Here is a 12352-nt window from a genome sequence, read left to right as displayed (position 1 = left end):
TGCGCCGGTAACCTGAATCATTCGCTGGAAGCATCTCGCTTCAACGCCCGTCGTCGTAATGAAGAGAGCACCGTGGCCGCCGACAAGATCGACACCATCGTCAGCCTGAGCAAGCGCCGTGGCTTCGTTTTCCCGTGCAGTGAGATCTACGGCGGACAGCGTGCCGCCTGGGACTACGGACCGCTGGGTGTCGAGCTCAAGGAGAACATCAAGCGTCAGTGGTGGCGCTACATGGTGACGTCGCGCGAGGACGTCGTCGGTATCGACTCGTCCGTCATCCTGGCCTCCGAGGTCTGGGTCGCCTCCGGCCATGTCGCCACCTTCACGGACCCGCTGACCGAGTGCACCTCGTGTCACAAGCGGTTCCGCGCCGACCACCTCGAGGAGGCGTACGAGGAGAAGAAGGGCCACGCCCCGGCGAACGGCCTGGCCGACATCAACTGCCCGAACTGCGGCAACAAGGGCCAGTTCACCGAGCCCAAGCAGTTCTCGGGTCTGCTGTCGACGCACCTCGGCCCGACGCAGGACTCCGGCTCGATCGCCTACCTGCGCCCCGAGACCGCCCAGGGCATCTTCACCAACTTCGCCCAGGTGCAGACCACCTCGCGCCGCAAGCCGCCGTTCGGCATCGCCCAGATGGGCAAGTCGTTCCGCAACGAGATCACGCCGGGCAACTTCATCTTCCGCACCCGCGAGTTCGAGCAGATGGAGATGGAGTTCTTCGTCAAGCCGGGCGAGGACGAGCAGTGGCACGAGTACTGGATGGAGCAGCGCTGGAACTGGTACACCGGCCTGGGCCTGCGCACTGAGAACATGCGCTGGTACGAGCACCCGAAGGAGAAGCTCTCCCACTACTCCAAGCGCACCGCCGACATCGAGTACCGCTTCCAGTTCGGCGGCAGCGAGTGGGGCGAGCTGGAGGGTGTCGCCAACCGCACCGACTACGACCTCGGCGCCCACTCCAAGGCCTCCGGCCAGGACCTCTCCTACTTCGACCAGGAGGCCGGCGAGCGCTGGACGCCGTACGTCATCGAGCCCGCGGCGGGTGTCGGCCGCACCATGCTGGCCTTCCTGCTCGACGCCTACGTCGAGGACGAGGCGCCGAACGCCAAGGGCAAGATGGAGAAGCGGACCGTGCTGCGGCTCGACCACCGCCTCGCCCCGGTGAAGGTGGCCGTCCTCCCGCTGTCCCGGAACCCGGAGCTGTCGCCCAAGGCCAAGGGCCTCGCCCAGGCGCTGCGTCAGAACTGGAACATCGAGTTCGACGACGCCGGTGCCATCGGCCGCCGCTACCGCCGCCAGGACGAGATCGGTACGCCGTACTGCGTGACCGTCGACTTCGACACGCTCGAGGACAACGCGGTGACCGTGCGCGAGCGGGACTCGATGAAGCAGGAGCGCGTGTCGCTGGACCAGATCGAGGGATACCTGGCCAGTCGTCTGATCGGCGCCTGACCCGCAGCCCCGCCCGGTGCCGGGCCCCTGTTCCCAGGGGCCCGGCACCGGTGTTTTCTCACAGGTCCAGGTCCACGTAGAGCGCGGCGTGGTCGGAGGCCGCGTTGCCCTTCGACGTCACGGTGTCGAAGGACTTGATGCCCTTCGCGAAGAGGCCGCGGGTCTCCAGACCGACGTGCTGCACCTCCGGCCACAGCGCCGGCGGGAGCAGCAGGTAGTCGATCTTGTCGCCCTCGCTGTTGCAGTCCCCGTGGGTGCCGGGCAGTCCGTGATAGGAGTGGTGACTCATCACGTCCCGCAGACCGGTCTCGCCCAGTTCCACTGCCGGCGCGCTGTTCGGGTCGTCGTTGAGGTCTCCGGCGACCATGACGTGCGGAGTGCGCTCCAGCGTGGCGCGGTAGATCTCCGCCACCCGCCTCGCCTGGGCCAGCCGCAGCTCCGGGTCGTCCTGGAACTTGCTCTTGAGGTGGTTGCCGAGCACCACGAGCGGTGTTCCGTCGAGCTCGATCTCGAACTCGGGGCAGTCACGGCTGAAGACGCGCTTGTCGGGACGGTCCGGGTTGGTGTCGAAGATGTGGGTCCGGACGGACGCGATCGGGTGCCGGCTGAGGATGCCGATGTCGATGCCCCGGGCGTCGTTGCCGTCGATCAGCAGGTTGTAGGGGTACGGCCGTCTGCCGAGCGCCCCTTCCAGGACCTGCGTGTTGAAGCGTTCCAGGGTGAGCCGGTCCTCGACCTCGACGGTGAGCAGGATGTCGGCGTCGACCTCCGAGACCACCCGGCCGGTGTTCCGCACCACGTCCAGGTCGAGGTCTTCCTGCCCCAGCTCGGCCCAACCGGCCCACCCGGAACGGCCCGTGGCGGTGACCTCGATCTTGGTGCTGTCCCCCGACCCGGTCTTCTTGAACAGCCCGGAGTCCTTGCCCGGACGGGACTCGTTGATGAAGATCGGCGGCGGATTCTGCGGGTCGATCTCGTACGCCCGGTGCTTCTTGATGAGCGCGGCGATCTCCGTCCGGTCCGCGGCCTGATACACCGGCAGGTCGAGGAGAGTGACCAACTTGGCGAAGTCTTCCAGGATTTCCTCGCGCTTCACCGGATCCGACATACGGAAGGCCGATGGCCGGCGGAAGAGGTTCTCCATGTTGAAGGTGGCGATACGGATGCTCATCGAGGGCCTCCTCGGGCGGCGCAGAGCACCGCACGGCCGACGGCAGGCGCCGCCTCAGTGACTGCTCGCCGACAGTCCCATTCTCCGAGCTCCGCCGAACCATGTCCAACGGAGCCGGCCTTCCGTATTCGTTCTCCCGGCGCCGCCGGAACTGCCGTGGGACTCAACGACCCTGGAGCGCCTCGACGTTGTCGCCGAAGGTCCAGTTCTTCGCGCCGTCCCAGTTGATCGACCAGGTCATCAGGCCCTTGAGTGCGCCGCCGTAGTGCTTCCAGGACTGGGAGACCAGGGGCGGGGACATGTAGCCGCCGCCCGCGCCGGGCTGGGCGGGCAGGCCGGGTACCTGCTTGTCGTACGGCACCTTCACGGTCGTGCCCTGCACGACCAGGCCCTTGTCGAGGCAGTCGGTCTGGGCGGTGAAGCCCTGCACGGTGCCCGCCGAGTAGGAGTCGCCCGAGCAGCCGTACATGCTGCCGTTGTAGTACTGCATGTTCAGCCACCACAGCCGGCCGTTGTCCGCGTACTTCTTGATGATCGGCAGGTACGCGCCCCAGATCGAACCGTAGGTGATGCTGCCGCCGGTGACGTACGCGGTCTCCGGGGCCATCGTCAGGCCGAAGTTGGACGGCATCCGGGCGAGGACTCCGTCGATGATCCGAATCAGGTTGGCCTGGGACGTGGACGGTTGGGCGATGCTGCCGCTGCCGACCAGGCCGGTCTCGATGTCGATGTCGATGCCGTCGAAGTTGTACTTTTTCAGGATCGGGACGATCGTCGCGACGAACCGGTCGGCCACGGCCGTGGAGTTGAGGTCGATGCCGGCCGCGGCGCCGCCGATGGAGAGCAGGATCGTCCGGCCGGACGCCTTGGCCGCGCACATCTCGGAGGGCGTGGCCACCTTCACGCCGCTGTCCATGCCGTCCTCCCACAGGGCCGTTCCGTCCGAGCGGATGACCGGGAAGGCCGCGTTGACCACGTTGTAGCCGTGCGCGGGGATGCGGGAGTCGGTGATGGGGGTCCAGCCGAAGGGCGGGTGGACGCCGTTGGCCGAGCCGTCCCAGTTCTCCCAGTAGCCCTGGAGGACCTTGCCGGCCGGGCGGGACTTCACGGCGCAGGTGTCGGCGGCGGAGGCGGTGGGGGCGGTGGCGATCGCGAGCGGGGCGAGGACGGCCGTGGTGAGCGCGGCGGTGAGCACTCGCAGTGTGCGGCGGCGCATGCGGAGCCTCCCGGTGGGGGTGCGGTGAGGTGTCGTAGGCATGACAGTGCATGTGGTCCAGACCTCTCGTCAATAGGTCTGGACCAAGACGCCGATCGGACGTGCCTGACAAGTGACAGCTGACAGATATTGAAATCTGTCAGCTGTCATGACAGTCTTGAGCACATGACGATGCGAAACCGAACCCTCGGAACCACCGGCCCCCACGTCTCCGCCCTGGGCCTCGGCTGCATGGGCATGTCCGCGCTGTACGGCGACACCGACCGCGCCGAGTCCATCGCCACCGTTCACGCCGCCCTCGAGGCGGGTGTGACCCTGCTGGACACCGGCGACTTCTACGCCATGGGGCACAACGAGATGCTGCTCGGCGAGGCCCTGCGCACGGCGCCGCCCGCTCGCCGCGAGCAGGCGCTGGTCAGCGTCAAGTTCGGCGCCCTGCGCGACCCGGACGGCAACTGGAGCGGCTACGACGGCCGCCCCGCCGCCGTGAAGAACTTCGCCGCCTACTCGCTGCAGCGCCTCGGCGTCGACCACATAGACGTCTACCGGATCGCCCGCCTCGACCCAGACGTGCCGATCGAGGAGACCGTGGGCGCGATCGCCGAGCTGATCGAGAAGGGGTACGTGCGGCACGTCGGCCTGAGCGAGGTCGGCGCCGAGACCATCCGCCGGGCCGCCGCCACCGCCCCGGTCGCCGACCTGCAGATCGAGTACTCGCTGATCTCCCGCGGCATCGAGCGGGAGATCCTGCCCACCACCCGCGAGCTGGGCATCGGCATCACCGCCTACGGCGTGCTGTCCCGCGGCCTGATCTCCGGCCACTTCGCCCGCGACCGGCAGCTGGCCGCGAACGACTTCCGCGCCCACTCGCCCCGCTTCCAGGACGAGAACCTCCAGCACAACCTGAACCTGGTCGAGGCGCTGCGCAAGATCTCCGAGCAGAAGGGCGCGACCGTCGCGCAGACCGCCATCGCCTGGGTGCTCTCCCGCGGCGAGGACATCGTGCCGCTCGTCGGCGCCCGCACCCGCGAGCGGTTGAACGAGTCGCTGGGCGCGCTGGACGTCACCCTCGACGAGACCGACCTCGCCGCGATCGAGCGGGCCGTCCCGGCGGACGCGGCCGCGGGCGACCGCTACCCGACCGCGCAGATGGCACACCTCGACAGCGAGCGCTGACCGCACCCCCGGGTACGGTCTATGACATGGCACCGACCACCGAGACCCTGAACGCGGAGCGCATCCTCGAAGCGACCGAGGAGGTGCTGCGCCGCCACGGCCCGGCCAAGGCCACCGTGGTCGACGTGGCCCGCGCGCTCGGCGTCAGCCACGGCAGTGTCTACCGGCACTTCCGCACCAAGGCGGCACTGCGCGAGGCGGTGACCAAGCGGTGGCTGGACCGTACGTCGGAGCGACTGGCCGGCATCGCCGCCGGGGACGGCGCCGCCGAGGACCGGCTGCGGGCCTGGCTGGCGGCCCTGTTCGAGGCCAAGCGGCACAAGGCCGGCGACGACCCGGAGCTGTTCGCCACCTACACCGTGCTCACCGACGAGAACGGCGAGGCGGTCGGCGAGCACGTCACCGACCTGACCGCCCAGCTGACCCGGATCATCGAGGCGGGCGCCGGGTCGGGCGCCTTCTCCGCCCCCGACCCGGCCGCCGCGGCCCGCGCCGTCTTCCAGGCCACCGGCCGCTTCCACGACCCCTGCTACGCCCGGGAGTGGCAGCAGCCCGGCATCCGGACGGAGCTGGAGGCGGTCGTCGAGCTGCTGGTGCGGGGGCTGAAGGCCGACGTCACGCCGTGACCCGCCAGAACTCCCGCATCAGCGGTGTCGGCGTCGGATCCGGCATGCCCACCTGAGTGAGCAGCAGCGTGACCGTGCCGGTGGCAGGGATCAGATGGGCGGTGGTGCCCGTGCCGCCGGTCCAGCCGTAGCGGCCGGGTACGTTCCAGGGCTCGTCCGGAGCGATGTCGACCTGGCCGCCGTAGCCCCAGCCCTGGCCCTCCAGGAAGAGGCGGCCGATCTCCCGCTGGGGTGCGCCGAGGTGATTACTGGTCATCCGGCTCACCGAGGTGGGCGACAGCAGGCACCTGCCGTCGGCCGTCTCACCGGCGGCCAGCAGCATGCGGGCGAAGGCCAGGTAGTCGTCGGCCGTCGAGGCCAGGCCCCCGCCGCCCGAGGGGAAGGCGGGGAGCCGGCTCCACTCGCCGTCGGGGGTGTCCGCGACCTCCAGGGTGCGGTCGGCGCCGGGCCGGTAGTAGGTGGTGAACCGGTCCCGCTTGGCCGCCGGCACTTCGAACGCCGTGTCCTTCATGCCGAGCGGCTCGAAGACGCGCTCGGCCAGGAACTCCGGGAGCGTCCGGCCCGAGGACCGGGCGACCAGCACACCCTGCAGATCGGAGCAGGTGCCGTACAGCCAGGCCTCGCCCGGCTGGTACAGCAGCGGCACCCGGGCCAGGCCGGCCAGCCAGGCGTCCGGGGCCGGGTAGGCCTGCGGGGCGCGGCCGTCCTTCTGGACCTCGAACAGCGCCTGGACCGCGGGCAGGGAGAAGTCCGACGGGAAGCCCCAGCCGGCCCGGGAGGCCAGCAGGTCCTCGACCGTGATCGGGCGGGCCGCCGGCACCAGGTCGTCCAGCGGGCTCGACGGCGTCCGTACGGCCATCGGCCCGGCCAGCTCCGGCAGCCACCGGGCCACCGGGTCGTCGAGGCCGATCCGGCCGTCCTCCACCAGCATCAGCATCGCCGCCGCGGTCACCGGCTTGGTGATCGAGGCGACCCGGAAGATCGAGTCCCGGGCCATCGGTGCCGAACCGCCCGCGTCCGCGAGGCCGACGGTCACCACGTCGACCTCGTCCCAGCGGGCCACCAGGGCCACCGCGCCCGGCACGCTCCCGTCGTCCACGTACCGGCGCAGGGTCTCGTGCAGTGCGGTCATGGTCGGTCCTCCGGTCGGCGCTCGTCGTCGTGGGTACGACTCCTGCCGCCGCCGGAAGTCACCGCCCCGGCCCCGGGCGCCGGACCGGCCGGCCGTCAGCGGGACGGCTGCCGGGCACCCGCCGGGTCCACCGTCGCCTGATGGGCCTCGGCCAGGTGCTCCTCCGCCTTCAGCCAGGGCAGGAACTGGGCGCCCTTGCGCCAGCCGCAGGTGTCGCATCTGATCGTGCGCTGCACACCCGTGCGCTGCACCCGGACCACGTGCTCCCGTCCGTGCTGGTCCCAGCGGCTGACCTTGCTCGTGCTGTTGTCCTGCGGCATGACGCCTCCCCGCGTCCGGCACACTCGACCGCAAGGAGTGTGCAGCAGGTTCAACATCAAGAGGGTGCCATTCACGGCGAGTTGTCCAAGCCGTGCCCTCGGCTCAGCCGACCGTGCGCGGCAGCCGCAGGCTGAGCAGGCCGGTCAGCACGATCCCCGCCAGCTGCACCAGCAGCGTGATGACCAGCGCGTCCCGCATGCCCTGGTGCGGAACGAGGGTGAGAAAGAGGGTGCCGAGGGTGGCCACGCCCAGGGCGAGCGCGGACTGCTGCGTGGTGACCATCACACCGCTGCCGACGCCCGCCCGGGCCGGCGGCACCTCGGACATCACGATCCGCAGCACATTGGGAAGCTGCAGCGCCTGCCCGGCCCCCGCGACGGCCGCGCCCGGCAGCAGCGAGCCGAGGCCCAGGTGCGGCCAGTCACGCCAGGCGGCCAGCACGATCAGCAGCACGCCCACGCCCTGCAGCACGGATCCGGCGGCGACCACCCGGGTGCCGTACCGGGAAATGAGACGCGGCCCGGCGAGGGAGACGAACAGGAACGTCACGGCCATCGGCGCGAGCGCGAGCCCCGCCGGCACCGGCCCGAGTCCGGCTCCCCGTTGCAGCCCCAGCGCGATGACGAACATGAACCCGCTGAAGCCCATCGAGAACGGCACCATCAGCACCAGCCCCCGCCGCAGGGACGCCAGCGCGAACAGGCTCGGCGGCACCAGTGGAGTGCGCCCCAGCCGGTCCGCCCGCCGCTCCACCGCGTAGAAGGCGGCCGCGGCGAGCGGGAACGCGGCCAGCGACAGCCAGGTCCACAGCGGCCAGCCCGCGGCCCGGCCCTCGGTCAGCGGGGCGAGCAGCGTCAGCAGCGACACCGCGAGGAGGACGGTGCCGGGCCCGTCAATGGGCTCCGGGTGCTGCGAGCGGGTCTCCGGCACGAACCGCACGGCCAGCAGCAGGCCCAGCAGGACGACCGGCACATTGACGAGGAAGATCGCCCGCCAGCCGCTCCCGGCGAGGTCGGCGGCGACCAGCACCCCGCCCAGGATCTGCCCGGCCACCATGGAAAGACCGGCGGTGGCGCCGTACAGGCTCATGGCCCGGGCCCGGCGGCCGCCGCTCGTGGTGGCCTGGATGGTGGCGAGCACCTGCGGCAGCATCGCCGCGGCCGACGCACCCTGCGCGACCCGCGCCGCGACGAGACTCCAGGCGCCGGGCGCGAGCCCGCAGGCCAGCGAGGTCAGCCCGAAGGCGGCCATGCCACCCAGGAACATCCGGCGCCGTCCGAACAGGTCCCCGAGCCGGCCGCCGAGCACGAGGAGCACGGCGTAGGCGACCCCGTACCCGGCCACGACCAGTTCGAGTACCGCCTCGCCCGCGGCGAGATCGGCCCCGATGGTGGGCAGGGCCACATTGACGATGAAGAAGTCGACCAGCGGCAGCGCGGCCGCCAGCAGAACGGTGAACAGCCCCGGCCCGCTCAGCGCGGGTGAGGACGCCCGGGCGCGGACGGCAGGAGTCGTGACGGTCTCTGTCATGCCCCCGAGCCTGCGCCCGCCCTCAGACTGGTACCAGAGTGTCCTTGTCCTGGTAGAAGAAGTACCTGGCAACAGGATCCGCGCGGGAGCATCCTGAAGGCATGACGACCATGGCCCAGGAGACCACTGCCCCGGCGACCACGCGGGGAGCGGAGATCCGCCGGCACGAGCTGGCCGCCTTCCTGCGCAGTCGGCGTGAGCGGCTCGCGCCCGAGCAGGTGGGGCTGCCGCGCGGGGCCCGGCGCCGTACCCCCGGCCTGCGCCGGGAGGAGGTCGCCCAGCTCTCCGCGGTCGGCGTCACCTGGTACACCTGGCTCGAACAGGCCCGCAACATCCAGGTCTCCGTGCAGGTCCTGGATGCCCTGGCCCGCACCCTGATGCTGGACGCCAGCGAGCGCGCCCACCTCTTCCAGCTGGCCGGCACCACCGATCCGACGCCCGCCGCGAACTGCCCCAGTGTGACCCCGGCCCTGCGTCAGATGCTCCGCGCGCTGGAGCCGATCCCGGCCTGCATCCAGAACAGCCGGTACGACATCCTCGCCTACAACCGCACCTACGCCCGGCTCCTGGGCGACCTGGACGCGGTCCCGCCGGAGGACCGCAACTGCATGCTCCTCGTGTACACCAACAGCGACTGGCGCGCGGCGATCGTCCACCTGGAAGAGACCATGCGGCTGATGGCCGCCCGCCTGCGCGCCGCCCTGGCCGGCCACCTCGGCGAGCCCGCCTGGAAGATGCTGCTCAAGCGCCTGGAGACGGCGTCCCCGGAGTTCCGCGAGAACTGGGAGCGGTACGAGGTCGTCGGCAACCGCTCCAAGACCAAGGAGTTCCTCAACCCGTACGTGGGCCATCTGACGCTGGAGCACACGGACCTGTGGCTGGGTCCGGAGGCGGGGCCGCGGATGGTGACGTACTCCCCGAAGAACGAGGAGACGCGGGAGCGCCTGGAGAAGCTGTACGAGATGGCGCGGGCGAGCTGAACACCCGGGCGGGAGCAACCGCGGTCAGGAACGCCCGGAAGCGCCCACGACCTGTCGCACCTCGGCGGACTCCAGCTTTTCGGCGGTCCGCTCGGCAGTCCGGTGGGCCCACCGCCCGCTGGTGACGAACCCGAGGACGAGCACGGCCAGCCCGCACGCCGTGAGGATCCACCAGCCCGGCCGGGCAGCCGACACGAAGGCGTCCTTGTACGACGACGCCCCCACCCCGGAAGCCAGCACCGCGCCCACCACGGCCACTCCCAGCGACTGCCCCAGCTGCCGGCTCGTGGAGGCGACAGCGGCGGCGACGCCGGCCTGGGCCCTCGGCATCCCCGACACCGCCGTGTTCGTGATCGGCGCGTTGACGAAGCCGAAGCCGATGCCGAACAGCACGTACCCGACGAACAGCGTGGCGTTCGACGTCTCGGCCTCGAACGCCGCGAACAGCAGCCCGCTCGCGGTCATGGCGATGCCGGCCACCAGCAGTGGCAGCCGCGGCCCCCGGCTGCCGACCAGGCGTCCGGACAGCGGCGCGCACAGGAACGTCGGCGCGGCCATCGGCAGCATCCACAGGCCCGCGTGCAGGGCGTCGAGGCCGCGCACGTTCTGCAGGTACAGCGTGGACAGGAACAGGAAGCCGCCCAGCGCCGCGAACGCGCTGATCGCGATCGCGGTCGCCCCGCTGAACGGAGCGGAGTGGAAGAAGCGCAGGTCGATGAGGGGTTCCTCGCGGCGGGGCTCGTACCGGAGCAGGCCGAGCAGGGCTGCCAGGGCCACCGCGCCGAAGGGGGCCACGGTGCCCGGTCCGGAGTCCGGCGCCTCGATGATCGCGTACGTCAGCGAGCCGAACAGGACGATCACCAGCAGCTGGCCGACCGGGTCGGGACGGCGGGCCTTGGGTGCGCGGGACTCGGGCACGAACCGCAGGGTGAGCAGCAGGGCCGCGAGGCCGACCGGGAGGTTGACCCAGAAGATGGAGCGCCAGCCGACCGACTCCACCAGCAGGCCGCCGACCAGCGGACCGGCCGCCATGGAGATGCCGACCACCGCGCCCCAGACGCCGATGGCGCGGGCGCGCTCGCGCGAGTCGGTGAAGGTGTTGGTGATGATCGACATGGCGACCGGGTTGAGCATCGAGCCGCCGACCGCCTGGACCATGCGGAAGACGACCAGCAGCTCCAGGTTCGGCGCGAGTGAGCACAGCAGCGAGCCGATCGAGAAGACGACCAGGCCCGACATGAAGACCTTCCTGCGGCCGATCCGGTCGGCCGTGGAGCCCGCGAGCATCAGCAGCGAGGCCAGCACCAGCGTGTAGGCGTCGATCGTCCACTGCAGGCCCGAGGTCTCGGCGTGCAGTTCGCGCTGCAGCGAGGGCAGTGCGACGTTCAGGACGGTGTTGTCGAGGCTCACGATCAGCAGGCTCATGCAGCAGATCGCGAGCACGAGCAGGCGTCGGCGGTGGCTGAGCTCGGGCATGTGTCCCATCGTACGTGAATTTCGATAGTGCGTCTAACTAATGAGTGTTACAAGATCCTGGCGGCCGTTCCGCGTCACGACCCGTCCACGGCCCACCCCAGTACCCGGGGCAGCGCAGGTCAAGCACCCGCGGAGGTGAGGGACAATGGTTCCTTGTCTTCTGTCGTACATCCGCCCCGGAGCCGTCTGATGACCCACCCGCTCTCCATCGGCCCGCACGCCGTCGCGCCGCCCGTCGTGCTCGCACCCATGGCGGGCATCACCAACGCGCCCTTCCGCACCCTGTGCCGGGAGTTCAGCGGCGGCAAGGGGCTGTTCGTCAGCGAGATGATCACCACCCGGGCCCTGGTCGAGCGCAACGACAAGACCATGCAGCTGATCAGGTTCGACGCGAGCGAGCAGCCGCGCTCGATCCAGCTGTACGGCGTCGACCCGGCGACCGTCGGCAAGGCCGTCCGCATGATCGCGGAGGAGGACCTCGCCGACCACATCGACCTGAACTTCGGCTGCCCGGTCCCGAAGGTGACCAGGAAGGGCGGCGGGTCCGCACTGCCGTACAAGCGCAACCTGCTGCGGGCCATCCTGCGCGAGGCGGTCAGCGGGGCGGGTGATCTTCCGGTCACGATGAAGATGCGCAAGGGCATCGACGACGACCACATCACCTTCCTCGACGCCGGCCGCATCGCCGTCGAGGAGGGGGTCACGGCGATCGCGCTGCACGGTCGTACGGCCGCCCAGCACTACGGCGGCACGGCCGACTGGGACGCCATCGCCCGGTTGAAGGAGCACGTGCCGGAGATCCCGGTGCTCGGCAACGGCGACATCTGGTCCGCCGAGGACGCGCTGCGGATGGTGCGCGAGACCGGCTGCGACGGCGTGGTCGTGGGCCGTGGCTGCCTCGGCCGGCCGTGGCTGTTCGCGGACCTGGTGACGGCCTTCGAGGGGCGTACGGAGGCCACCGCGCGACCGTCGCTGCGTGAGGTCGCCGACGTCATGGTGCGGCACGCCACGCTGCTCGGCGAGTGGATCGGCGACGAGCAGCGGGGCGTCATCGACTTCCGCAAGCACGTGGCCTGGTACCTGAAGGGCTTCTCGGTCGGCTCCGAGATGCGCAAGCGGCTCGCGATCACGTCGTCGCTCCAGGAGCTGCGGGCCGGCCTCGACGAGCTGGACCTCGACCAGCCCTGGGGCGGGGGGGGGGAAGAGGGCCAGGGGAGGGCCTCCGGGGAAAAAACAAGGGGGGTGGGGGGAGGGGGGGGGGGGGGGAAA

General features: G+C 70.6%; 11 protein-coding genes (1 of these 11 cut by a window edge). 5 read left to right on the top strand and 6 right to left on the bottom strand.

The annotated features are described in order from the left end of the window. The first annotated feature begins 72 nt into the window (after positions 1-72). Positions 73-1455, top strand: a complete 1383-nt coding sequence (locus AC07CM_RS03975) for a glycine--tRNA ligase (protein WP_478874738.1) — start codon at positions 73-75, stop codon at positions 1453-1455. 58 nt (positions 1456-1513) lie between these two features. Here the strand turns inward: AC07CM_RS03975 and AC07CM_RS03970 are convergent, their stop codons facing one another. After that, positions 1514-2626 (bottom strand): endonuclease/exonuclease/phosphatase family protein, encoded by a 1113-nt coding sequence (locus tag AC07CM_RS03970; RefSeq protein ID WP_478874737.1) that lies wholly within the window; start codon positions 2624-2626, stop codon positions 1514-1516. Positions 2627-2789: 163 nt separating this feature from the next. Further along, on the bottom strand, positions 2790-3842 hold the full coding sequence (locus AC07CM_RS03965; protein WP_478874736.1) for a chitinase: 1053 nt from the start codon (positions 3840-3842) through the stop codon (positions 2790-2792). A gap of 165 nt (positions 3843-4007) precedes the next feature. Between AC07CM_RS03965 and AC07CM_RS03960 the strand changes: the two genes are divergently transcribed. Both AC07CM_RS03960 and AC07CM_RS03955 read left to right on the top strand, forming a co-directional pair. Continuing rightward, on the top strand, positions 4008-5018 hold the full coding sequence (locus AC07CM_RS03960) for an aldo/keto reductase (protein ID WP_478874735.1): 1011 nt from the start codon (positions 4008-4010) through the stop codon (positions 5016-5018). A 26-nt stretch (positions 5019-5044) separates the two neighbouring features. Beyond that, a complete protein-coding gene (locus AC07CM_RS03955; RefSeq protein WP_478874734.1) occupies positions 5045-5644 on the top strand; it encodes a TetR/AcrR family transcriptional regulator in 600 nt (199 codons plus the stop codon). On the opposite strand, the gene AC07CM_RS03950 is transcribed toward AC07CM_RS03955, so the two are convergent. The 3 genes from AC07CM_RS03950 to AC07CM_RS03940 form a co-directional block, all read right to left on the bottom strand. After that, complete coding sequence (locus AC07CM_RS03950; protein ID WP_478874733.1) at positions 5634-6776, bottom strand: serine hydrolase domain-containing protein; 1143 nt, start codon at positions 6774-6776, stop codon at positions 5634-5636. The genes AC07CM_RS03955 and AC07CM_RS03950 overlap by 11 nt on opposite strands. A 95-nt stretch (positions 6777-6871) precedes the next feature. Next, complete coding sequence (locus AC07CM_RS03945) at positions 6872-7096, bottom strand: hypothetical protein (protein ID WP_067314249.1); 225 nt, start codon at positions 7094-7096, stop codon at positions 6872-6874. 103 nt (positions 7097-7199) lie between these two features. Next, entirely contained in the window at positions 7200-8627 is a 1428-nt protein-coding gene (locus AC07CM_RS03940; RefSeq protein ID WP_478874732.1) for an MFS transporter, read from the bottom strand. A gap of 101 nt (positions 8628-8728) precedes the next feature. On the opposite strand from AC07CM_RS03940, the gene AC07CM_RS03935 reads away from it, so the two are divergent. Further along, on the top strand, positions 8729-9607 hold the full coding sequence (locus AC07CM_RS03935) for a helix-turn-helix transcriptional regulator (RefSeq protein WP_478874731.1): 879 nt from the start codon (positions 8729-8731) through the stop codon (positions 9605-9607). A gap of 24 nt (positions 9608-9631) precedes the next feature. Here the strand turns inward: AC07CM_RS03935 and AC07CM_RS03930 are convergent, their stop codons facing one another. Further along, positions 9632-11083, bottom strand: a complete 1452-nt coding sequence (locus AC07CM_RS03930; protein WP_478874730.1) for an MFS transporter — start codon at positions 11081-11083, stop codon at positions 9632-9634. Positions 11084-11272: 189 nt separating this feature from the next. Between AC07CM_RS03930 and dusB the strand changes: the two genes are divergently transcribed. Continuing rightward, positions 11273-12352, top strand: partial view of a tRNA dihydrouridine synthase DusB gene (dusB, locus tag AC07CM_RS03925; RefSeq protein ID WP_478874729.1) — the 5' portion only. It continues 195 nt past the right edge of the window; only the first 1080 of its 1275 coding nucleotides appear in the window; the start codon lies at positions 11273-11275; its stop codon lies beyond the right edge, outside the window.

Source organism: Streptomyces sp. NPDC044061, from assembly GCF_056434305.1.
This window is presented reverse-complemented; position numbering and strand designations above follow the sequence as displayed.